A 22,619-nucleotide genomic window follows, 5' to 3' on the forward strand; every position below is an offset into this window, starting at 1 on the left:
AGAACGACGATGTCTCTGATCGAAGAAATCGACTACGGCACGCCGCGCTCCAAATCCACGACGATGGTGACGCTCATCATCGACGGCAGAGAGGTCACGGTGCCCGAGGGCACCTCGATCATGCGCGCCGCGATGGACGCCGGCCACCAGATCCCGAAGCTCTGCGCAACCGACATGGTCGACGCGTTCGGGTCCTGTCGACTCTGCCTCGTTGAGATCGAGGGTCGCGCCGGAACGCCGGCCTCCTGCACCACGCCAGTGATGAACGGTCTCGTCGTGCACACCCAGACCGAGCGACTCAAAAAGTTGCGCAAGGGCGTTATGGAGCTCTACATCTCCGACCATCCGCTCGACTGCCTCACCTGCGGCGCCAACGGCGATTGCGAGTTACAGGACATGGCCGGCGCCGTCGGCCTGCGCGATGTGCGTTACGGCTATGAGGGCGAGAACCACGTCTTTGCCACGCGCCACGGCTGCGACAACGACCACTGGATGCCGAAAGACGAGTCCAATCCATACTTCACCTACGATCCCTCCAAGTGCATCGTCTGCTCGCGCTGCGTCCGCGCCTGCGAGGAGGTGCAAGGCACCTTCGCGCTGACCATCTCCGGACGCGGCTTCGACAGTCGCGTCTCGCCGGGCATGAGCGAGAGTTTTTTGGGCTCCGAATGCGTCTCCTGCGGCGCCTGCGTGCAGGCCTGCCCGACCGCGACGCTGACCGAGAAGTCGGTGATCGAGATTGGCCAGCCCGAACATTCCGTGGTCACCACCTGCGCCTATTGCGGCGTCGGCTGTGCCTTCAAGGCGGAGATGCGCGGCGAAGAAGTCGTGCGCATGGTGCCCTACAAGGACGGCAAGGCCAATCGCGGCCATTCCTGCGTCAAGGGCCGCTTCGCCTGGGGCTATACCAATCACAAGGAGCGCATCCTCAAGCCGATGATCCGCGAACGGATCGAGGATCCCTGGCGCGAAGTGTCCTGGGACGAGGCGTTCTCGTTTGCCGCCGCCAGGATGCGCGGTATCCAGAAGAAATACGGCCGCGACGCCATCGGCGGCATCACCTCGTCGCGCTGCACCAACGAAGAGACCTATCTGGTGCAGAAGCTGATCCGCGCCGGCTTCGGCAACAACAATGTCGATACCTGCGCCCGCGTCTGCCATTCGCCGACCGGCTATGGCCTGGCCACCACCTTCGGCACCTCCGCCGGCACGCAGGATTTCGACTCGGTCGAGGACACCGACGTCGTGGTCGTGATCGGCGCCAATCCGGCTTCCGCCCATCCGGTGTTCGCGTCCCGCTTGAAGAAGCGGCTGCGCCAGGGCGCCAAGCTGATCGTGATCGACCCGCGCCGCACCGAGATGGTGGAATCGCCGCATGTGAAGGCGCTGCACCTGCCCCTGATGCCCGGCACCAACGTCGCCGTCATGACCGCGCTGGCGCATGTCATTGTCACCGAAAGCCTCGTCAACGAAGCCTTCGTGCGCGAGCGCTGCGACTGGAGCGAGTTCGAGGAATGGGCCGCCTTCGTCGCCCAGCCGAAGAACAGCCCCGAAGCCACCGCCATCCTCACCGGCGTCAATCCCAGGGATCTGCGCGAAGCCGCGCGGATCTATGCCACCGGCGGCAACGGAGCGATCTATTATGGCCTCGGCGTCACCGAGCACAGCCAGGGCTCGACCACCGTGATCGCGATCGCCAACCTCGCGATGGTCACAGGCAATATCGGCCGCCCCGGCGTCGGCGTGAACCCGCTGCGCGGCCAAAATAACGTTCAAGGCTCCTGCGACATGGGCTCGTTTCCGCACGAGCTGCCCGGCTACCGCCACATCTCCGGCGACGCGGTGCGCGACCAGTTCGAAGCGATGTGGAACGTCAAGCTCAACCCCGAGCCCGGCCTGCGCATTCCCAACATGTTCGACGCCGCGGTCGAAGGCACCTTCATGGGCATCTATGTTCAGGGCGAGGACATCCTGCAGTCCGATCCCAACACCAGCCACGTGGTCGCGGCGCTATCGGCGATGGAGTGCGTCATCGTCCACGACCTCTTCCTGAACGAGACCGCGAACTACGCCCACGTCTTTCTGCCCGGCTCGAGCTTCCTCGAGAAGGACGGCACCTTCACCAACGCCGAGCGCCGCATCCAGCGCGTCCGCAAGGTGATGACGCCGAAGAACGGCCTGGCCGACTGGGAGGTCACCATCGGCCTTGCCAAGGCGATGGGCTTCGACATGAAGTACAACCACCCGTCCGAGATCATGGACGAGATCGCGGCGCTGACGCCGACCTTCGCCGGCGTCTCCTATGCCAAGTTAGATGAGCTCGGTTCGGTGCAGTGGCCCTGCAACGACAAGGCGCCCGAGGGCACGCCGGTGATGCATATCGACGGCTTCGTCCGCGGCAAGGGCAAGTTCGTCGTGACCGAATACGTCGCAACGGACGAGCGCACCGGCCCGCGCTATCCGCTGCTGCTCACCACGGGCCGCATCCTCAGCCAGTACAATGTCGGCGCGCAGACGCGGCGCACAGAAAACGTGGTCTGGCATGCCGAGGACCGGCTAGAGATCCACCCGCATGATGCCGAGCAGCGCGGCGTGCGCGACGGCGACTGGGTGCGGCTGAAGAGCCGCGCCGGCGAGACCACGCTGCGCGCCGAGATCACCGACCGCGTCGCGCCCGGCGTCGTCTACACCACCTTCCATCATCCCGACACGCAGGCCAACGTCATCACGACCGACTATTCGGACTGGGCGACCAACTGTCCCGAATACAAGGTCACGGCGGTGCAGGTCTCGCCCTCGAACGGCCCGTCCGACTGGCAAAAGGCCTATGATGCGCAGGCGCGCCAATCCCGCCGCATCGTGCCGGCCGAAGCCGCGGAGTAAGCGCATGCACGTAGCGGTCCAGGCAATCGATCGCGACATTTGGCGCAACGGCGCGGCGTCGGAAGGAACGCGGTTCGTCCCGGAGGAGACGCCGTTGGCGCTGACCTATAATGGCGGCAGCTATGCCGTCATGATGGGAACGCCGCAGAACCTCGAGGATTTCGCGGTCGGTTTCAGCGTGAGCGAAGGCATCGTCAAGTCGGTCGACGACATCAAGTCGCTCGAAATGGTCCGCCTCGACGACGGCATCGAGCTGCGCATGTGGCTGGCATCGGAAGATGCCGCGCGCATCAACCAGCGCCGTCGCCACATTGCAGGTCCCACCGGCTGCGGCATCTGCGGCATCGAGTCCATTGCCGAAGCGGTGCGGCCCGCGGCGATCGTCCCGGACGGGCAGACCTTCACCCCCGAGCAAGTCATGGCGGCGATGCAGGCCATCGCGCCGCTGCAATCGATCAATCTGCAGACCCGCGCCGTTCACGCCGCCGCGTTCTGGTCCCCCACAAGCAACATCGTCGCGCTGCGCGAGGATGTCGGCCGCCACAACGCGCTCGACAAGCTCGCCGGCGCCCTGGCGCGCAGCCGCACGGACGCGCGGGGCGGCATGGTGCTGCTGACGAGCCGCGTCTCGGTCGAGATGGTACAGAAGACCGCCTCGATCGGCGCGCCGGTGATGGTCGCGGTTTCCGCCCCGACCGCGCTCGCGGTGCGCACGGCGGAAGCCGCCGGCATCACGCTGATCGCCATCGCCCGCCAGGACGGGTTCGAAGTGTTTTCGCATGGCGACCGGATCGTCACGCGCCATGCCACGGAGGTTGCCGATGTCGCCTGACCGCCTGATCTACATGGCCAACCAGATCGGCAAGTTCTTTGGCAGCCAGGGCCCTGACAAGGCCGTGCCGGGCATTGCCGAGCACATCAAGAAGTTCTGGGATCCCCGCATGAAGCGCGCGATCTTCGCCCATCTCGATGCGGGCGGTGCGGGCCTGGAGCCCGACGTGCGCGAGGCCATCACCGCGCTGAAGAAGGCTATGACCCTTCCAGCAGCGCCCTGAACACGCGCCGCACCTCGCTCTGGGTCTCCTTCACCCGCGCCTCCAGCGAGGAGAAATCCGGCGCGTCGCCGGCGCGCGCCATGACGCGTTGCAGGTCGGTGCCGGCGGTATCAGGCTTGAAGCGCTCGCTGACGCAGAGACGCAGGATCTGCGTGAGGTCGTGATAGAGCCGCGCCGCGGCCCGCAAAATCTCCGTCTCGGATTGCGCGAGCACGCCGATCCTGCAGGCATTTTCCAGCACCTGCATGGTGCTGACGTCGAGAATCTCGGGCTTGTCGTGCGCGTGCACGAGCTGGAGATATTGCGCGATGAAGTCGATGTCGACCATGCCGCCGGCGGCATGCTTGAGATCCCAGCAATCGGCCTCGCCCTTCTCCTGCGCGATCGCACGCCGCATGTCGGCGACGTCGTTGGCGGTGATGGCAGGATCGCGGCGGCGGGTCAGGACATCGCGGATGACGCGCTCGATCCGTTCCCGGAATTCGGGCGAAGCCGAGACCACGCGCGCACGCGTCAATGCCATGTGCTCCCAGGTCCAGGCTTCGTTCGCCTGGTAGTCCGCGAACGAGACGAGGCTCGAAGCCACCGGACCTGCGCGTCCCGAGGGCCGCAGCCGCATGTCGATCTCGTAGAGCACGCCGTAATTGGTGCGGGTCGTGAAGGCGCTGATCAGGCGCTGGGTGAAACGGGCGAAATAGTGTGCGCCGTGAAGCGATTTCACCCCGTCGGAGTCCGGATGGTCGCCGTCGAAATCATAGAGCAGGATCAGGTCGAGATCGGACGAGGCCGTCATCTCGCGGCTGCCGAGCCGGCCCATCGCGACGATCGCGGTCTCCTGACCCTTGATGCGGCCGTGCTGGGCGGCGAAGCGATCGGCGACGAGACCGTGCACGGTGTGGACGATTCCCTCCGCGACGTCGGCGAAGGCCGTGCTCGCCTGCTGCGCCGAGACGGTGCCGGAGAGGATGCGTGTGCCGATCAGGAACAGGCTCTCCTGCCCGAACAGGCGCAGGCGATCGAGGAACTCCTCGTATGAGCCGGCGTCCTGCACGGTGGTCGCGAGCCGCCCCGACAATTCCTGCCTGTCGGGCATGGCGCCGAAGAAGCGCGGATCGATCAGGCCATCCATCAGCTGAGGCTGCCGCGCCAGCATGTCGCCGAGCCGCGGCGCGGCTCCCAGCACCAGCGCCACCAGCGCGACGAGATCGCGGTTCTGGCCGAGCAGCGTGATCAGCCGGCCGCCGCGCTGCAGCGCGCCGAGGAAATGATCGAACGAAACGACGGCGCGATCCGGCTCTTCGGCATGGGCAAGGCCGTCGATCAAGGCCGGCACGAACTCGACGAAGGCGCTTCGCGTCGCCTCAACGCGGAAGACGCGATAGTCGCCGGTGATCCAGTCGCGCACCGTCTGCGCGACCGCGGCGGGCTTCTTGAAGCCGAGCGTCGCGAGGTGCTGCAGCAGGCGCGGATCATCGGGGCCCGCACCGTAGTCGAGCGCCGGCAGCCTCGCCGTGCCGGTGGGGTCATCGCCCTCGAACAGTTTTTCGTAATGGCCCTGGACGATCTGGAGCTGGCGCAAGAGGTCGCGCGCAAAGGCCTCCCGAGTCCGATAGCCGAAGAACCACGCAAAGCGCTCGACCGCTTGCTTGTCCTCCGGCAGCGTGTGGGTTTGCTCGTCGGCGATCATCTGCAGGCGATGCTCGACACGGCGCAGGAATTCGTAGGCGGTCGCCAGCTCGTCACGCGCCGCCACAGTGATCCAGTTGCTGGCGGCGAGCACGTCAAGCGCCCGCAGTGTCGGCCGCACCCGCAATTCCGGATGGCGGCCGCCGGCAATCAATTGCTGGGTCTGCGCGAAGAATTCGATCTCGCGAATGCCGCCGCGTCCGACCTTGACGTTGTGGCCCTCGACCGCAACCTCGCTCTGGCCGCGATAGGTCTGCATCTGCCGCTTCATGTCGTGTACGTCGGCAAGTGCGGCAAAGTCGAGATGCTTGCGCCAGACGAACGGCGCGATCTCGGCGAGCAATGCCTCGCCCGCTTTTGAATCGCCGGCACAGGTCCGCGCCTTGATCATCGCGGCGCGCTCCCAGGTGCGCCCTTCCCGCTCGTAATAGTTCAGCGCGGCGTCCCGCGAGATCGCCACCTGCGTCGAGGACGGGTCGGGCCGCAGTCGCAAATCGACGCGGAAGACGTAACCATCATAGGTGCGCTGCTGCAGGATGCGCGCCATGCCTTGCGTCACGCGGACGAAGAACGGCTGCGGCTCGATATCGGGCGCGAGGGTCGTCGCATCGGGATCGAAGAACACGATGAGATCGATATCGCTGGAATAGTTCAGCTCGCCCGCACCCATCTTGCCCATCGCGAGCACGATCAGCCCGCAGCCCTCTTCGGGTGCCTCGGGATTGGGCGGTGAGAGCTTGCCGCGTGCGGCTTCCTGCCGCAGCAGATATTGCAGTGCCGCCTGCACCGAGGACACCGCGACATCGGTCAGCGCCGCCGTCACCCGCATCACCGGCCAGACACCGCCGATATCGCACAGCGCGATCAGGAGCGCAGCCTCAGCCTTCATGCGGCGGAGCAGCCGCATCACCTCGGCCTCCTCCGAAGCCGCGAGCACCGCGCTGCGCGCCTCCGCGATCAGCGCCGTCAGATGCGCATCCGGATCGCATTCGAGCAGCCGGATCAGGCGCAAGGCATCGGCGCGCACCAGTTCGAACAGATAGGGCGAGAATTCCGCAATCCCGGTCAGGATCTCGCGGGCGAAGGGATGGCCGAGATGCGTTTCGAGACGGGCCGATTGTGCCGGCTCGAGCTCGGCCAGCCAGCTTTCGAAACGGGGTTCATCGGTTGCGGAAGCGGCAATATGGGGAGCCTCGGCGAAGCGTGCGGCCAGCCTCTCACCATGCTTGTCCGCGTTTCCCGGCGCGGAGTGGTTCATGCCACCTTCTGTGGCACATCCGGTGTTGGCGGAGCAACCCTGTCGCCGGCGCCCGCGCGCGCCGGCAGCACGAGCGTGGCGACAAGGCCGGGATGGGCATCGCCCAAGCGCAATTCGCCGCCGTGCAACGTCGCCACCGCCGAGGCGAGGCTGAGGCCGAGGCCCGAGCCCGGCAGCGTGCGGCTGGCCTCCAGCCGCACGAATCGCTCGATGACGTGCTTGCGGTCGGCTTCGGGGATGCCGGGGCCGCGATCGGTGACGCTGAGCAGCACCTGGTCGCCCTCGCGCCTCGCCTCGATCGTGATTTGCCTCGCGTCCATGCTGACCACGGTTCCCGCCGGCTGTGCCGCGGGCTGGCCGTATTTGATCGCGTTCTCGACAAGATTGGCGAGCGCCTGGCTGATCAGCTCGCGATTGGCATGAACCGGCGTCGGCTCGCACTTGACCTTCAGGGTCATGCCGTCGTCCTCGGCGAGCGGCTCGTAGAGCTCGTGGATGCCCTCCGCGACCTCTGCGGCGTCGAAGTCGTCCATGTTGCCGCGCGCCTGTCCGGATTCCGCGCGCGCGATCATCAGCAGCGCGTTGAAGGTCCGGATCAGCCCGTCGGACTCCTCGATGGTCCGCTCCAGCGCGGCGCGATAATCCGCCTCGCAGCCCGATCTCGCCAGCGCCTCCTCGGCGCGATTGCGCAGCCGCGTCAGCGGCGTCTTGAGGTCGTGGGCGATATTGTCGGAAACCTCCTTCAGCCCCGCCATCAGCGCCTCGATCCGCTCCAGCATGGCGTTGAGGTTCTCGGCGAGGCGATCGATCTCGTCGCCGCTGCGCCCCACGGGCAGGCGCTCGCTGAGATCGCCGGTCATGATCCGCTGCGCCGTGCCGGTCATCGCGTCGATGCGCCTCAGCACCCGCCGCGCGACGAAGATGCCGCCGCCGAGGCCGAGCACGACGACGATCAGGACCGAAAATTGCGCCGCCTTGGCGACGATGCCGAACAGGCGCCGCCGCTCGGCGAGGTCGCGGCCGATCAGAAGCCGGAAGCCGTTCTCCAATTCGGTGACACGAACCAGCGCGCGATGATCGCGGTCATCGCTGTCCTCGATCCGCCGGTAGGCCGTCTCTGACCAGCCGCGCGTCGCCATAACGCCCGGCGCCAGCGAGCCGACATTGCCGGCGATCGCCTGGCCCGTCGGCGTGGTCACGAGATAGAGATTGGCGCCTGGCCGCAGCGCCCGATACTCGATCGTGCGCACGAGACCGACTAGGCCGCGGCGGTCGTAGATCTCGTTGATCTCCGAGGTCTCGGCATTGACGGTCTGCGTGATCTCCTCGGTGATCAGCCGCCGCGTATTCCAGGCGAAATAGGCCAGCAGCGAGGCCGCGAACATCGCGAACAGCAGCAGATAGACCAGCGTCAGCCGGAACGCCGTGGTGCGGACGAGTTTACCGAATGCCGTCACGGATCATGTACCCAGTTTCAACCACGCGCCTGCATCACGAGCATCGACACTCACGTATTTCGCTTTGTTTACAATGACATAGCCTATAGATTGTCGCACCTGCGCCTAGGTCCCTTGTGGAACGAGCAACGCGAAAGGCATTCGTGACCACACGTGATAGGCGCACGCGGAACGTTAAAGGGGCACTCGATCGGAACCAAGTTAAATCCCCGCAAGCTCGGGCCATGCGGACACCGGACGGAGCCTGCGAGAGCAGTGATCCGCTGTGGGCCTCCCCTTCCGACCACGCTGAGGAACATCAGCCGTTACGGCGGACGTCCTTGTCGAGGGCATCGCGCCATTGCGGTCAAACCCGCCGGCTTCCCTCACACTTCCAGCCATTGCGCGCGAACGTCGCTGTTTGATTTCAGTTGCTCGGGCGTACCTTCGAAGACCACACGACCGTGCCCCATGACGTAGACGCGGTTGGAGATCTTCATCGCAATCGACAGCTTCTGCTCGACGAGCAAAATTGCGACGCCGGCCTGCGCAATGCGGGCGATGAGATCGCCGACCTGCTGCACGATCAAGGGCGCAAGACCTTCGGTCGGCTCGTCGATCATGATGAGATCGGGGTCGCCCATCAGGGTCCGGCACGTCGTGAGCATCTGCTTCTCGCCGCCTGACAGCACCCCCGCAGGCGTATCTGCCCGCGCGGCAAGATTCGGAAACATGTCGAGCATGTCCTGAAGCTGCCATTTGCCGGGACGCCGCGTATCCTTGATGCCGAGGAGCAGATTCTGGCGGACCGTCAGCCCCGGAAAGATGTCCCGATGCTCCGGCACATAGCCGAGACCGAGGCGCGCGATCCTGTAGCTCGGCAGCCCCGCGATGTCCTTGCCTTTGAAGCGGATCGTGCCTTGCGGCGCAACCTCGCCCATGATCGCCTTGACAGTGGTCGAACGTCCGACGCCGTTGCGGCCGAGCAGGCTGACGACCTCGCCTGCCGCAACGTCGAGATCGACGCCCTGGAGAATGTGGCTCTTGCCGTAATAGGCGTGCAGGTCCCTGACCTCCAGCATCAGTGCGCCTCCTCGCCGAGATAGGCTTCCTTAACTTTCGGGTCCCGCCTGATCTCCTCCGGCGTGCCGGAAGCAATGATGTGGCCGTAGACCAGCACGGAAATGCGGTCGGCCAGGCCGAACACAACGCTCATGTCGTGTTCGACGATGACCAGGGTCTTGCCCTCGGTCAGGCGCCGGATCAGCGACACCGCGCGGTCGGTCTCGGCGTGGCTCATGCCCGCCGTCGGTTCGTCCAGTAGCACGACGGTCGCGCCGCTGGCGATGGTGATGCCGATCTCGAGTTCGCGCTGCTCCGCGTAGGTCAACAAGCCGGCCGGAACATCGCGCCGATGCGTCAGATGGATGTCGTCGAGGATTTGCGCCGTGCGCTCGCGCACCTCCGGCAGGCTATCGACGTTCTTCCAGAAGGCGTAACGGTGCCCCGTCGCCCACAGCACGGCACAGCGGACGTTCTCCCAGACCGACATGCGCGCGAATACGTTGGTGACCTGGAACGACCGCGACAGGCCGCGCCGGTTGATCTCGAACGGCCTGAGGCCGGAGATCACATCGCCGTTCAGTCTCACCTCGCCCGAGGTCGGCTTGATGTGGCCACTGATGAGATTGAACGTCGTCGATTTCCCGGCACCGTTCGGACCGATGATGGCGTGACGCTCACCTTGCGCGACGCTGAGATTGAGATCGCGGATGATGCCGACATTGCCAAAGCGCTTCTCAACGGCGCGGACTTCGATCGCTGCCGTCATGCCAAGTACCCCCGATCGCGCGCGACCGTCGCCGCGCGGTCCCATGCCTCGGCGACGCGCCGCCAGCTCAGGCGCGCGACGAAGAAGCCGCCGATGAGGAGGACCGCCGCGCTCGCCCACGTCAGCGGCGACGCCGGACTGAAGGCAACGCCGAACAGGTTGATCGGATTGCCCTGACCGCTATGCGTGCGCGAGATCGATTCGATCGTCAGGATCACACCGCAAGCCAGTGCCAAGGTCGGCACCGCCGCGATCAGATAGGAAGGGATCACCGTCGGCAGAGTTCCGGCGCGAACCAGCGGCCGGTGCATCATGACCAGCCCGGCGATGCCGCCGGGGGACAGCATCACGATGCCGATGAAGATAATGCCGAAATAGAGCTGCCACACGCCGGTGACGCTGGTCAGCCCGAGCTGAAGATAGGTCACGAGGATTGCACCCAGGATGGGTCCGAAGAAGTACGCGACGCCGCCAATGAAGGTCGAGAACAGCACGAGGCCGGATTGGATCGCGCCGAGATAGGCGGCGTTGGCGATCTCGAAGTTGATCGCGGCCAGGCCCCCTGCCACGCCAGCGAAGAAGCCGGCAAAACAGAAGGCGATGTAGCGCACCACGTGCGGATCATAACCGATGAACTGGACGCGCTCGGGGTTGTCCCGCACCGCATTGCTGATTCGCCCCAGCGGGGTCCGCGTCAGCGCATACATCGCGACGGCCGAGATCACCAGCCAGAACGCGATGAGGTAATAGACCTGAAGCTGCGGGCCGAAACTCAAGCCGAAGATCTTCGGCAAAGCCGTGCGGTCGGTCGATATTCCGGACTCGCCGCCGAACACCGAACGCAGGATCAGCGAGGACGACGCCACCAGTTCGGCAATGCCGAGCGAGATCATCGAGAACACGGTACCAGCCCGCTTGGTCATCAGCCAGCCGATGATGATCGCGAAAACGAGGCCGCCGAGTCCACCGAACAGCGGTATGAACGGCAGCGGGATTGGCCAGCCGTGCGAGACCACTGCATTCATCATGTGGCACGCTGCGAAGCCGCCGAGGCCGTAATGCACCGCATGGCCGAACGACAAGAGGCCGGTCTGGCCGAGCAGGATGTTGTAGGACAGCGCGAACACGATCGCGATGCCGATCAGGCTGAAGGACGTCAGCGAGCCGCCGGAGGAGAAGATCAGCGGCAGCACGATCAGCACGGCGATGCCGGCAAGCCATATGCCGTAGAAGCGCAGGCCGTCGCCGGCCGGCTTCCCTGCGATTGTCGATGTCGGCGTCGATGTCGTTTTGGCGTTCATGTCTCGCGCGTCCCCATCAGGCCCATGGGGCGTACGATCAGAATGATCACCAGCAGCAGGTAGGGTACGATCGGCGCCACCTGGGCAATGGTGACGTTCCAGATGTCGGTGAGCACGGACGGCCCTGCCGACGGATCGAGCGGACCGAAGGCGCTCGCCAACGAACCGTTCAGCGCCACCGCGAAGGTCTGTATCAGGCCGATCACCAGCGAGGCGATGAAGGCGCCCGGCAAGGAGCCGAGGCCGCCAAACACGATGACGACGAACAGGATCGGTCCCAGCGCCGCGGCCATGTCGGACTGCGTCACCAGCGCCGGACCGGCGATCACGCCGGCAATTCCCGCCAGCGCGCTGCCGACGCCGAACACCAGCATGAATATGCGTCCGACATTGTGACCGAGATGCCCCACCATATGGGGATGCGTCAGCGCGGCCTGAACGATCAGGCCCACCCTCGTGCGCTTGAGCACCATCAGCAACACGATGAATATCAGGATCGACACAGCCAGCATGAAAATCTTGTAGGCGGGATAATTCGTCGAGAAGATCGTGAAGGCCGGAAAGTCGAGCAGCGCCGGCACGCGGTAATCGACGGGGCTCCTGCCCCACATCATCGCCACGATTTCTTCGATCGCGAACGCAAGACCGAAGGTCAGGAGCAACTCCGCCACATGGCCGTGCTTGTGCGTATTGCGCAGGCCGTAGCGCTCGACCGCCATGCCGATCGCGCCGACCAGCAGCGGAGCCAGCAGCAGGGCCGGCCAGAAGCCAATCCATTTGGTGAGCTGGAAACCGAAGAAGGCGCCGAGCATGTAAAAGCTGGCATGGGCGAAGTTGAGCACGCCCATCATGCTGAAGATGACGGTCAGGCCGCTCGACAGCAGGAACAGCAGCATGCCGAACAGCAGACCGTTCAGCGTCGATATAACGATCAGTTCAAGCACAGTAATCACACCTCTGGCCGGGACAGAAACGGCCCCGGCGAAGTCGGTCCGGATGCGAGCAGCAACCTTCCCGCGAGCCGCTGTCGGCTGCGGGAAGGCAAAGCTATTCCAGGCTTACGGCCGGGTCATCTTGCAGGTTGTGGGAACCATCGTCTTGGATGTGTCGATCTTGGAAACCAGATGCCATCCCCAGCCGGTGCCTTCCTCGTCGAACGGCTCGTCTGCAGCGAGCTTGCCGAAGGAGGAGATGTAGATCGGCTGGAAGAACTGGTGATCGTCCTTGCGCATGACGCCCTCACCGCCATCCAGCACCTCGAACTTGAGATCCTCGAGGGCAGCCGCGACCTTCACCGGGTCGAGCGAGTTGGCCTTCTCGGCCGCGGCCTTGAACATGCGCATCTCGTTGACGGCGCGCGGATACCAAAGCGACATGTTGACCTTGGCACGGAAGGTCTTTTCGAAGTCCATCGCCGGCTGGTGGCCGGAATTGGCAAAGCCCTCGGTGATCTGGAAGACCTGATGGTCGAGACCGGTCTGCTTGATTGCGGTCGGACCACCAGCGCCGCCGGCATAGTAGGTGTACCAATTGACCTTCAGGCCGGCGTCCGCCGCGGCTTTGAGCAGCAGTGCGATGTCCTGGCCCCAGTTGCCGGTCACGACGCTATCGGCGCCCGAAGCCTTGATCTTGGCGATATAAGGCGAGAAGTCGGTGATCTTCAACAGCGGATGCAGTTCGTCACCGACGATTTGGATGTCGGGCCGCTTGGCGCCCAGCATCTTGCGCGCATCCGCACGCACCGACTGGCCGAAGGAGTAGTCCTGGTTGATCAGGTACACCTTCTTGATCGCGGGGACATCCTTCATGTAGCTGGTGAGCGCTTCCATCTTGATGTCGGAGCTCGCATCCCAGCGAAAATGCCAGTAGCTGCACTTTTCGTTGGTCAGGCTCGGATCTACGGCGGCATAGTTGAAGTAGAGCACTTCCTTGCCGGGATTGCGCGTGTTGTTCTTGGTAACGAAGTCGGACAGCGCTGCGGCGACCGACGAGCCGTTGCCTTGCGTGATGAAGCGGGCGCCGGCATCGATGGCCTTCTGCGCCTGCACCAGGCTTTCCTGCGGGTTGGTCTTGTTGTCGAGAGGCAGAATCTCGATCTTGCGGCCCAATATGCCGCCCTTGGCGTTGATCTCGTCAGCCAGATACTGGAACGTCTTCAAGCCGCCTTCACCGATGCTGGCGCCACCGCCGGACAGCGGATCGATGTAGCCGAACTTGATTGTTTCCTGCGCGAATGCCGCTCCTCCGAGCATCGTCAGCGCTGCCGCCGCAACAATTGCGAGCTTGTGCATCCTGGCCTTCTCCCTTTTGTATGTTCTTGTCCTTGGCGATCGAAGCTGACTCACAACGTCGGTCGCGCCCACTCTTCGCTACTCCAATATTGAATACTGTGTAAAGTTTTGGTGCAAGAAGTAATTGCGGCCTCAACGTGAAGATTGCCGCGCGCCGTCCGGAATATTGAATTCACAGGCAACTTTTGGGATCAAAGCCGCGCTCAATCTGCGGCTGACATCAAGTCCGAACGGGAAAGGATGAAGAGCGCGATCAGGGTCTCAGATTGGTTGCTTTATACCACTCCCCGACGGGGCTTGAGCCCCAAAAGGAACAGCCGCGAAAAATAATCGGCAATCTGCATCGGAGACCAGCTCCGCTCGTCCCTGAACCAGATCGGGTACCAGTGGCCCATTCCAGTCAGAACGCGTTCGGCGAAGTAAGTGTCGACGCTGCGGAAGTATCCCTCGTCGATCCAACACTGGTGGTTTCTCTGGTCCTGCTGGATCGTTGCGAGCACCTGCCTGACATAGTGCTTGCGGTCAACGTCGTTGAGATAGTTGATGTTGTGGTAGGTCGCCTTCGGGCCGCAAGGGGTATCGTGCAGCATCAACAACAGGCGGACTCTCTGGACGACGTAATCGAACGCCCCGAGCCTCAGGTCCTGCAAATATCCTCGAATCCCGATCTCACCGGCCAGACCTCTTCGCAGGCAAGCCAGCAAGAGGCGCTCCTTCTCGCTGAAATGATAATAGATGCCGGCGCGGGTCATGCCTGCCTCCGCCGCGATGCTCTCGAGCGACGTACCGGACGCGCCCCTTCGATTGAAACTGTCCGAAGCAATCGAGAGCATCCTGTCCAGCTTCGCGGCGCGCTTGTTCAATTTCGAGCGGGACTGGAGAAATGGTGCCAGGCTCGGCGCTTCAGGCATGTCCGGTAAGGCAATCTCACGCCGATACACCCCATGCGTGATGATGTCGTCAATGGCATCAATCGCCTGCTGGCGCGAATAATAGTCGCGCTCGGAGAACCAGAACGGAACCCAATCCAGGATGGAGATGAGGGCGACGGCCGTAAGGAGCGGCTCCCCGCAGGCAATCGAGCCGTCGGCAATGCCACGCTTCAGAAAGTCGGCGAGCAGCGCGGCATTCTGCCAGCGCCTGGCATGCACGTCTTTGCTGTAAGACGCAGCCAGTGCATCGATGTCGGAGAACAGGATCATGCGCTGGCCTTCAGGCCGCAGCCGGGCTCTTATGAAGCGCCTGACGATTTCGAGCCCGTCTATCCCGGGTTCGGCCGCCGTCTCGATTTCGTGCCTGTAGATCGCAAGACCGCGCAGGTAGCAGTGAAAGATCAGGTCTTCCTTGTCGCGGAAGTAGTGGTACAGCGCTCCCGGCACCGATCGAACCGATGCTGCGACCTGCTCCATCGTCACATTCGCATAGCTATGGCGGGCAAACAGCTTGGAAGCCGACACGAGGATCTCTTCAGCTCGGTCGGACGGGAAGGCGGCGACTTGCAAGCTTGAATATCCTTCCTGATCGTGGACGGATTCACCCCGGTGAAACGTCCACTACCACACGTCGGATATTCTTGCCATCGGACGAGGCGTTAGGCCAGTATCGCCCGCAACCCTCGGACGGCGGTGCAAATGAAGACGCAGCCGATGATTGCAGGCGCGCCGTAGATCGACGCCGAACGCCCTATCTCATGCCGTCACGGATCATGTATCCGGCGCCGCGGATCGTGTGCAGCAGCGGGCGCTCGAAGCCCTTGTCGATCTTGGAGCGCAGCCGCGAGATGTGCACGTCGATGACGTTGGTCTGCGGATCGAAATGATAGTCCCAGACGTTCTCCAGCAGCATGGTGCGCGTCACCACCTGGCCGGCGTGCTTCATCAAATATTCGAGCAAGCGAAATTCGCGCGGCTGCAGCGTCAGCTCGTCCTTGCCGCGGGCGACGCGATGCGAGAGCCGGTCGAGCTCGAGATCGCCGACGCGATAAAGCGTCTCCTCGGCGGGACCGCCGCGGCGGCGCGACAGCACTTCGACGCGGGCCAGCAGCTCGGCGAAGGAATAGGGCTTCGGCAGATAATCGTCGCCGCCCGCGCGCAGACCCTTGATGCGGTCATCGACCTGCCCGAGCGCGGAGAGAATCAGCACCGGCGTCGTATTGCCCTTGTCGCGCAATGCGCCGATCAGCGACAGCCCGTCGCGCTTGGGCAGCATGCGGTCGACCACCAGCACGTCGTATTCGCCGTTCTCTGCCATGGCGAGGCCTTCCTCGCCGTCGGCGGCGTGGTCGGCGATGTGTCCGACTTCGCGAAACGCCTTGGCGAGGTAATCGGCGGATTCACGGTCGTCTTCGATGATGAGGAGGCGCATCGTGCGTTCGGCGGCGGTCAAGGAGGTCAACCTTCTCTAAACATGGCGCGAGCGACAACCGCATGCAAGCCGAGCAGGAGAGGCTCGAAGCGGGAAAAAGGCGGGCGGTGAGGCTGGGGGGACCTCACCGCCCTAGGCCTTCCGACGGAGGGGGGCGTAATTCCACCGGAAGGTAGATGAGGGAAGCCAGCGTTGCGCTGCTTCCCCGAAGGGCACCGGCGGCGGGGGCGACTGATGCCGGCGGTACCCTTCATCTCGTGGGCCTCCTGAAGGCCTCAGCCCTTGGCGATGGGCACCGCGACGAAGCGCGACTGGCCGCCGCTCTTCACGCGCATCAGGACGCTGTTCTTGTTGTCGGTCCGCGCCGCATTGATGGCGTCGCGGACTTCGCCGGCGGTCGCCACGCTCTTGCCACCGACCTCGAGGATCACGTCGCCTTCCTTGAAGCCGCGTTCGGCCGCCGCGCTCTTCGGATCGACCTCGGTGACCACGACGCCTTCCTTGCCGGCACCGGCCACGGAATTGGCCGGCGCAACGGTCATGCCGAGCTTCGGCACGTCGGTGCCCTTGCTGGCGCCCTTGCCGCTGTCCTTGTCGGTATCGGCCTTGGCCTCGACCGTATTCGGCAACTGGCCGAGGGTGAGGTTGACGACCTTGTCCTGGCCCTTGTGCAGCACATTGAGCTTCACGGACGCGCCGGGCGCCATGCCGCCGATCGTGCGGGCGAGCTCGCGGGCATCCTTGACGGGGTCGCCGTTGACCGCGGTGATCACGTCGCCGGACTCGATGCCGGCCTTCGCGGCCGGACCGTTGGCCTGCGGCTCCGCCACCAGCGCGCCTTCGGCCTTCTTCATGCCGAGGCTGTCGGCGATGTCGGAGGTGACGGGCTGGATCTGGACGCCGATCCAGCCGCGGCTGACCGAGCCCTTGTCCTTGAGCTGCGCAACCACGCTCTTGACGGTGTTGGCCGGGATCGAGAACGCGATGCCGACGCTGCCGCCGGAGGGCGAGTAGATCGCGGTGTTGACGCCCATCACCTCGCCGTTGGTGTCGAAGGCCGGACCGCCGGAATTACCCTTGTTCACGGGCGCGTCGATCTGGATGAAATCGTCATACGGGCCGTTGCCGATGTCGCGGCCGCTCGCCGAGACGATGCCCGCGGTCACGGTGCCGCCGAGACCGAAGGGATTGCCGACCGCGAGCACCCAGTCGCCGATCCGCGGTTTGCTGTCGGCGAGCTTGGCGAACGGGAAGTTCGTGCTGCCTTCGACCTTGATCAGCGCGAGGTCGGTGCGCTGGTCGGTGCCGATCACCTTGGCGGTGTAGGTCTTGCCGTCGTCGGTGGTAACCTCGACCTTGTCGGCGCCATCGACCACGTGGTTGTTGGTCACGGCATAGCCGTCAGCCGAGATGAAAAAGCCGGAGCCCTGCCCCTGCACGACGCGGCCACGGCCGCCCTTCAGGCCGGGGGGCAAACCATCCGGACCACCGAAGCGGCGGAAGAAGCGCTCCATCGGCGAGCCCGGCTGGAACGGCGAGGAGGAATCGTCGCCGTCGTCATTGCTGGCGGTCTTCTCCTTCATGTTGACCTTGACCGAGATCACCGAAGGCTTCACGCGCTCGACGACGTCGGCGAATCCGACCGGACGCTCGACCTTGCGGACCTCGTTGTTGACCTGCGCATGCGCCGGGCTGGAGAACAGGTCGGCCGGCGAGGTCGACGGGCTGAAGCCATAGACGGCCGCGCCGAGACCGGCGACGACGGAAGCCATCAGCGCGAGCTTGCGCGCGGAAAACACCGACCGGCGCGGCTGCCGGTAGGACGGGAGGTTCGAAAGGTCGATACGATCGTTCATGCGGAAATCTCCAGAGCCCTGAATTCCTGTTGGTGCCGGATGCCGGCACCTTGCGGACCTGAAGATGGGGACTCCCGCCTTACCGCGCGCTGGCGGCGGGGTTAAACTTTCGTAATGATGGTCGAGGCCGATGCGGCAGTTTAGCACAGGCCAAAAATCGTGGTCTTACAGGAACTTAATCGAGTTCCCCCAACAAGGCGGCAGGCGCGAATTCTGGCCCTCAGCTCGCCCTGACACTGACGATGAACTCGTCGACTTCGCGCTTCAAGGTCTCGGCCTGCCGCGACAGATCGACGGCCGAATCCCTGGCTTCGGCCGCCATGCGGCCGGTCTCGGCCGAGGTGGAGGTGATCTGGACGATATGGTTGGAGACGTCGAGGGTTCCGCGCGCGGCGTCCTGGGCGCTGCGCGTGATCTCCTGTGTGGCGTTGCGCTGCTGGGCGGTGTCGACCTCGATGCCCGACATGATCGACGAGATCTCCGACAGCGTCCTGGAAATGCCGTCGATCGCGCCGCGGGTCTCCGCGGTGATGCCCTGAATGCTGGCGACGTGCGAGGTTATCTCCTCCGTCGCCTTGCTGGTCTGATGCGCCAGGTTCTTCACTTCCGAGGCGACCACCGCAAACCCCTTGCCCGCTTCGCCGGCCCGTGCCGCCTCGATGGTGGCGTTGAGCGCCAGGAGATTGGTCTGCGATGCGATCGCCTGGACGAGCTGGACGACCTCACCGATCTTTTCGGCGGCATCCGACAGCGTGTGAATGGTATCGCGGCTCTTCTCCGCCTGGCTTGCAGCGCCTTCGGCGCGCTGGGTCGCGTCCGTGACGCGGCGGCTGATCGTGCCGATCGAGTTCGTCATCGCCTCGGCGGACCCTGCAACCGTCTGCACGCTGGCGCTGGCCCGGCTCGCCGCGCTCGCGACCGCATTGGCCTTGGTGCTGGTGTCGTTGGCGGTCCGCGACAGCGTCTCCGCGTTGGTCTTCAGATGCACGGCCGATGACGCCACGCTGGCGACGACACTGGCGACGAGATCGTTGAAGCGCTTGATCCTGTTATCGAGGAATTTCGACCGCTCGGCCTGGTGCTGCGCTTCATGCAGCTGCTGCTCGGAGAGGCGGCGCCGCTCGATGCCGTTGGTCTTGAACACCTCCAGCGCACCGGCGAGCAGGCCGATCTCGTTGGTGCGGCCGAGCCCCGGAACTGATGTCTCGAACTTCTGGTCGGCAACCTCGCGCATGGCATGCACGATGGCCGCGAGGGGATTGAGGATGCCGTTGCGCACGGCGAACCAGGTGGTGAAGCAGATCGCGAAAGCGACGACGGCGATCACGCCGCAGGCGACCAGGAAATAAGAAAACGCGGTCTGCGCCTGCTGGTAGATCTGCATGGCATGGTCGCGCGCCGGGCCGCTCAGCGCGGCGAAGTTCGAGGACAGGCTGGTGATCTCGTTGTTGAGATAGAGGACCGCGATGAAGCCGGTGCCGCCGCCGATGCCAAGCAGGAACAATAACGCAGCGACGACGGCGCCGACCAGGAAGCGGATCGTCAGATTGCTGTTCGCGAACATCGGGGGACTCAGGAGCTGGAATCAAATCTCGCGACAAGCTTCCAGACAAAGGTCAATTTAGCATGAACCACGCAGCCGTCGCCGCGCACTGCGTGGCACGACGTAGACGGCTTCAGGGCGATTTGGGTTCGTCCGACATCAAGGCCGCGAGCCGTGCCTTCTCGTCGGGCGTGAGCGGCGGTGCCGGTACGTCCACACCAGTTCGCGAGCGGCGGCGGATTTGCAGCCACAGCGCCAGGCCGCCGCCGATCAGCAGCACCGGCCCGAGCAGCCACAGCAGCAGGGTCTGCAGCTCGAAGCGCGGCTTGAGCAGCACGAACTCGCCGTACCGCGCCACCAGGAAATCGAGCACCTGCGAATTGCTGTCGCCGGCCGCGATGCGCTCGCGCACCAGCAGTCTGAGATCGCGTGCCAGCGGCGCATCGGAATCGTCGATCGACTGATTCTGGCAAACCATGCAGCGAAGCTCGCGCGACAATTCGCGCGCGCGCGATTCCTTCACCGGATCCGGCATGATCTCGTCGGGCTGCACGGCGTGGGCCGCCGGCAAAGCCAGCAACACCAACGCGATGAACGCGGCCATCATCCGGCGCATCGGGTCATTCCGCGGGCTGGAGGCGCTGCTTGGCCCGCGCCGGCTTCGGCGCGCCGACCCGCAGACGGCGGTCGGAGAGTGAGAGCACGCCGCCGAACGCCATCAGCACCGGTCCCCACCAGATCAGGAGAACCAGCGGCTTGTGATAGATGCGCACGGCGATGGCGCCTTCGGCGGTGGCGTCGCCGAGCGAGACGTAGAGCTGGCTCGCGCCGCTGGTCAACAGCGCGGCCTCCGTCGTCGAGGAGCCGCGGGTGGTGAAGCTGCGCTTGGACGGCGTCATCACCGTGACCGCCTCGCCATCGCGGCTGATCTTGAACTCTGCGATCATCTCGCGGTAGTTCGGGCCCTGGCGTTGAAATAGCCCGTCGAGCTTCAGATCGTAGCCGGCGACATGGGCAGTCTCGTTCGGCTTCATGGTCGCGACGTATTCGCTGTTCCAGGTGGTCTCGCAGACGATCCCGATCAGCGCAACGCCGAGGCCGGCATGCGCGAACGCGGTGCCCCAGGCCGAGCGCGGCAGGCCGCGCGCCCGGTGCAGCACCGTCGCGAACGGTAGGCGCACCAGGCCCGTCCGCTCGACCAGATCGGTGACCGCGCCGGCGATGACGAAGACGCCGAGGCCGATCGCGAGCGGCGCCAGCGCGCTGCCGCCCCGCACCCAGGCCCAGACGATGGCGACCACGACCAGTCCGGCAACGCCGGCCGCGAGCAGACGTTGCATCACGCCGAGCAGGTCGCCGCGCTTCCACGCCAGCATCGGCCCGAACGGCACCGCGAGCAGCAGCAGCGCGAACAGCGGCGCGAAGCTCAGATTGTAGAAGGGTGCGCCGACCGACATCTTGAAATCGGCGAGCATCTCCATCGCGAGCGGATAGAGCGTGCCGAACAGCACCACCGCGCAGGCCACGGTGAGCAGCAGATTGTTCAGCACTAGCGCGCCCTCGCGCGAGATCGGCGCGAACAGGCCGCCCTGCTTCAGCGAGGTGGCGCGGCCCGCGAACAGCGACAGGCTGCCGCCGATGAACAGGCACAGGATCAAGAGGATGAACACGCCGCGGGTCGGATCGGTGGCGAAGGCGTGCACCGAGGTGATGACGCCCGAGCGCACCAGAAAGGTGCCGAGCAGCGACAGCGAGAAGGTCAGGATCGAGAGCAGGATGGTCCAGACCTTCAGCGCGTTGCGCTTCTCCATCACCAGCGCCGAATGCAATAGCGCGGTGCCGGCGAGCCAGGGCATCAGCGAAGCGTTCTCCACCGGATCCCAGAACCACCAGCCGCCCCAGCCGAGCTCGTAATAGGCCCAATACGAGCCCATGGCGATGCCGAGGGTCAGGAAGATCCAGGCGACCAGCGTCCAGGGCCGCACCCAGCGCGCCCAGGCCGCATCGATCCGTCCCTCCATCAGCGCCGCGATCGCGAAGGAGAACGAGATCGAGAAGCCGACATAGCCGAGATAGAGCATCGGCGGGTGCACGGCGAGACCGATGTCCTGGAGCACGGGATTGAGATCGCGTCCCTCGATCGGGGGGCTCGCGATGCGCAGGAACGGGTTCGATGTCATCAGGATGAAGAGGTAGAACGCGCTGGCGACCCAGGCCTGCACAGCCAGCACATGCGCGCGCAGCGAGAGCGGCAGATTATTGCCGAAGCTGGCGACCAAGCCGCCGAACAGCGCGAGGATCAACACCCACAGCAGCATCGAGCCTTCATGGTTTCCCCACACGCCGGTAATCTTGTAGAGCAGCGGCTTCATCGAGTGGGAATTCTCGTAGACGTTGGCGACGGAGAAATCCGAGTTCACGTGCAGCATCACCAGCGCGGTGAACGAGGCGCCGACGAACAGCAGCTGCGCGAGCGCGGTGGAGCGCGCCACGTTCATCAGGGCGGCGTCGCCAAGGCGCGCACCGACCAGCGGCACGACGGACTGGATCAGTGCGAGGGCGAGCGCCAGCACCAGCGCGTAATGTCCTGATTCCGCGATCACCGCACCGCTCCCTGCGGATTGCCCTGGGCGGTCGTCGCCGCGGGTTTGGCAGCGCCAGAAGCTTGGGCGCCGTAATCGTCCTTCCAGTGCCCCTGCTTCTTCAGGGCATCGGCGACGTCCTTGGGCATGTAGGTCTCGTCGTGCTTGGCAAGGACGGTATCGGCCTTGAACACGCCGTTGGCATCGAGTGCGCCTTCCGCCACGACGCCCTGCCCTTCGCGAAATAGGTCGGGCAGAATGCCTTTGAAGGCGACCGGCAGCTTGGCGTTGCCGTCGGCGACCTCGAACGTCACCGCGAGATTGTCGCCGCGCTGGAGCGAGCCGGGCTGCACCAAGCCGCCGAGGCGAAACCGCTTGCCGGGCTCGACATGCTTCTCGGCGACCATGGTCGGGGTCGAGAAGAACACGATGGAGTCGCGCAGCGCGTTGAGCACCAGCGCGGCGGCGAGCGCGAGCACGGCGAGCGATCCGCCGATGATGGTCATACGTCGCTGCTTGCGCGTCATGGCGTA

Annotated in this window: 17 protein-coding genes; 3 read left to right on the forward strand and 14 right to left on the reverse strand. The window is 64.8% G+C overall.

The features are described 5' to 3' along the window. The first annotated feature begins 9 nt into the window (after nt 1–9). Genes fdhF through GA0061099_RS00325 form a run of 3 tightly spaced genes read left to right on the forward strand, consistent with a single transcriptional unit; the run spans nt 10 to nt 3,938 of the window. Nucleotides 10–2,883 carry a formate dehydrogenase subunit alpha gene (fdhF, locus tag GA0061099_RS00315; RefSeq protein ID WP_074447484.1) on the forward strand — a complete coding sequence of 958 codons (2,874 nt, stop codon included), beginning with the start codon at nt 10–12 and terminating at the stop codon, nt 2,881–2,883. 4 nt (nt 2,884–2,887) lie between these two features. Next, the gene (gene fdhD, locus GA0061099_RS00320; RefSeq protein ID WP_036023283.1) at nt 2,888–3,715 is read left to right on the forward strand and encodes a formate dehydrogenase accessory sulfurtransferase FdhD; all 828 of its coding nucleotides are present in this window, start codon (nt 2,888–2,890) and stop codon (nt 3,713–3,715) included. Continuing rightward, nucleotides 3,705–3,938, forward strand: a complete 234-nt coding sequence (locus GA0061099_RS00325; RefSeq protein ID WP_036023282.1) for a formate dehydrogenase subunit delta — start codon at nt 3,705–3,707, stop codon at nt 3,936–3,938. The genes fdhD and GA0061099_RS00325 overlap by 11 nt, the downstream gene beginning before the upstream one ends. Here the strand turns inward: GA0061099_RS00325 and GA0061099_RS00330 are convergent. From GA0061099_RS00330 to ccmE, 14 genes are all read right to left on the reverse strand, one after another. Further along, nucleotides 3,913–6,882 (reverse strand): bifunctional [glutamine synthetase] adenylyltransferase/[glutamine synthetase]-adenylyl-L-tyrosine phosphorylase, encoded by a 2,970-nt coding sequence (locus tag GA0061099_RS00330; protein ID WP_036023280.1) that lies wholly within the window; start codon nt 6,880–6,882, stop codon nt 3,913–3,915. The genes GA0061099_RS00325 and GA0061099_RS00330 overlap by 26 nt on opposite strands. Further along, nucleotides 6,879–8,339: a sensor histidine kinase gene (locus GA0061099_RS00335; protein WP_036023279.1), complete on the reverse strand. Its 1,461-nt coding sequence runs from the start codon at nt 8,337–8,339 to the stop codon at nt 6,879–6,881. The genes GA0061099_RS00330 and GA0061099_RS00335 overlap by 4 nt, the downstream gene beginning before the upstream one ends. 365 nt (nt 8,340–8,704) lie before the next feature. Continuing rightward, nucleotides 8,705–9,400, reverse strand: coding sequence for an ABC transporter ATP-binding protein (locus GA0061099_RS00340; RefSeq protein ID WP_036005758.1), 696 nt, complete (start codon nt 9,398–9,400; stop codon nt 8,705–8,707). Continuing rightward, the gene (locus tag GA0061099_RS00345; RefSeq protein WP_036005761.1) at nt 9,400–10,149 is read right to left on the reverse strand and encodes an ABC transporter ATP-binding protein; all 750 of its coding nucleotides are present in this window, start codon (nt 10,147–10,149) and stop codon (nt 9,400–9,402) included. The genes GA0061099_RS00340 and GA0061099_RS00345 overlap by 1 nt, the downstream gene beginning before the upstream one ends. Then, on the reverse strand, nt 10,146–11,450 hold the full coding sequence (locus GA0061099_RS00350) for a branched-chain amino acid ABC transporter permease (RefSeq protein ID WP_036023278.1): 1,305 nt from the start codon (nt 11,448–11,450) through the stop codon (nt 10,146–10,148). Before GA0061099_RS00350 ends, GA0061099_RS00345 begins: the two co-directional genes overlap by 4 nt. Then, on the reverse strand, nt 11,447–12,394 hold the full coding sequence (locus GA0061099_RS00355; RefSeq protein ID WP_036005767.1) for a branched-chain amino acid ABC transporter permease: 948 nt from the start codon (nt 12,392–12,394) through the stop codon (nt 11,447–11,449). The genes GA0061099_RS00350 and GA0061099_RS00355 overlap by 4 nt, the downstream gene beginning before the upstream one ends. 114 nt (nt 12,395–12,508) lie before the next feature. Further along, on the reverse strand, nt 12,509–13,741 hold the full coding sequence (locus tag GA0061099_RS00360) for a branched-chain amino acid ABC transporter substrate-binding protein (RefSeq protein WP_036023277.1): 1,233 nt from the start codon (nt 13,739–13,741) through the stop codon (nt 12,509–12,511). A gap of 275 nt (nt 13,742–14,016) precedes the next feature. Then, the gene (locus tag GA0061099_RS00365; protein ID WP_081492905.1) at nt 14,017–15,243 is read right to left on the reverse strand and encodes a TetR/AcrR family transcriptional regulator; all 1,227 of its coding nucleotides are present in this window, start codon (nt 15,241–15,243) and stop codon (nt 14,017–14,019) included. A gap of 181 nt (nt 15,244–15,424) precedes the next feature. Further along, nucleotides 15,425–16,105 carry a response regulator transcription factor gene (locus GA0061099_RS00370; RefSeq protein ID WP_036023302.1) on the reverse strand — a complete coding sequence of 227 codons (681 nt, stop codon included), beginning with the start codon at nt 16,103–16,105 and terminating at the stop codon, nt 15,425–15,427. A gap of 275 nt (nt 16,106–16,380) precedes the next feature. Continuing rightward, complete coding sequence (locus tag GA0061099_RS00375) at nt 16,381–17,961, reverse strand: Do family serine endopeptidase (RefSeq protein ID WP_036005773.1); 1,581 nt, start codon at nt 17,959–17,961, stop codon at nt 16,381–16,383. Between the two features lie 220 nt (nt 17,962–18,181). Next, the gene (locus GA0061099_RS00380; RefSeq protein WP_036023275.1) at nt 18,182–19,525 is read right to left on the reverse strand and encodes a methyl-accepting chemotaxis protein; all 1,344 of its coding nucleotides are present in this window, start codon (nt 19,523–19,525) and stop codon (nt 18,182–18,184) included. 112 nt (nt 19,526–19,637) lie between these two features. Then, nucleotides 19,638–20,120, reverse strand: coding sequence for a cytochrome c-type biogenesis protein (locus tag GA0061099_RS00385; RefSeq protein WP_036005780.1), 483 nt, complete (start codon nt 20,118–20,120; stop codon nt 19,638–19,640). Nucleotides 20,121–20,124: 4 nt separating this feature from the next. Continuing rightward, on the reverse strand, nt 20,125–22,107 hold the full coding sequence (locus GA0061099_RS00390; protein WP_036023272.1) for a heme lyase CcmF/NrfE family subunit: 1,983 nt from the start codon (nt 22,105–22,107) through the stop codon (nt 20,125–20,127). Continuing rightward, complete coding sequence (gene ccmE / locus GA0061099_RS00395; RefSeq protein WP_036005786.1) at nt 22,104–22,613, reverse strand: cytochrome c maturation protein CcmE; 510 nt, start codon at nt 22,611–22,613, stop codon at nt 22,104–22,106. The genes GA0061099_RS00390 and ccmE overlap by 4 nt, the downstream gene beginning before the upstream one ends. Between the last annotated feature and the right edge of the window lie 6 nt (nt 22,614–22,619).

The organism is Bradyrhizobium yuanmingense (assembly GCF_900094575.1).
Taxonomy (GTDB): domain Bacteria; phylum Pseudomonadota; class Alphaproteobacteria; order Rhizobiales; family Xanthobacteraceae; genus Bradyrhizobium; species Bradyrhizobium yuanmingense.

Bases quoted from the DNA above. Each gene is read 5' to 3' on its own strand.
- GA0061099_RS00370 (WP_036023302.1), bottom strand. From the start codon at position 16,105: ATGCGCCTCCTCATCATCGAAGACGACCGTGAATCCGCCGATTACCTC.
- GA0061099_RS00375 (WP_036005773.1), bottom strand. From the start codon at position 17,961: ATGAACGATCGTATCGACCTTTCGAACCTCCCGTCCTACCGGCAGCCG.
- GA0061099_RS00340 (WP_036005758.1), bottom strand. From the start codon at position 9,400: ATGCTGGAGGTCAGGGACCTGCACGCCTATTACGGCAAGAGCCACATT.
- fdhF (WP_074447484.1), top strand. From the start codon at position 10: ATGTCTCTGATCGAAGAAATCGACTACGGCACGCCGCGCTCCAAATCC.
- GA0061099_RS00345 (WP_036005761.1), bottom strand. From the start codon at position 10,149: ATGACGGCAGCGATCGAAGTCCGCGCCGTTGAGAAGCGCTTTGGCAAT.
- GA0061099_RS00325 (WP_036023282.1), top strand. From the start codon at position 3,705: ATGTCGCCTGACCGCCTGATCTACATGGCCAACCAGATCGGCAAGTTC.
- fdhD (WP_036023283.1), top strand. From the start codon at position 2,888: ATGCACGTAGCGGTCCAGGCAATCGATCGCGACATTTGGCGCAACGGC.
- GA0061099_RS00360 (WP_036023277.1), bottom strand. From the start codon at position 13,741: ATGCACAAGCTCGCAATTGTTGCGGCGGCAGCGCTGACGATGCTCGGA.
- GA0061099_RS00385 (WP_036005780.1), bottom strand. From the start codon at position 20,120: ATGCGCCGGATGATGGCCGCGTTCATCGCGTTGGTGTTGCTGGCTTTG.
- GA0061099_RS00350 (WP_036023278.1), bottom strand. From the start codon at position 11,450: ATGAACGCCAAAACGACATCGACGCCGACATCGACAATCGCAGGGAAG.
- ccmE (WP_036005786.1), bottom strand. From the start codon at position 22,613: ATGACGCGCAAGCAGCGACGTATGACCATCATCGGCGGATCGCTCGCC.
- GA0061099_RS00380 (WP_036023275.1), bottom strand. From the start codon at position 19,525: ATGTTCGCGAACAGCAATCTGACGATCCGCTTCCTGGTCGGCGCCGTC.
- GA0061099_RS00330 (WP_036023280.1), bottom strand. From the start codon at position 6,882: ATGAACCACTCCGCGCCGGGAAACGCGGACAAGCATGGTGAGAGGCTG.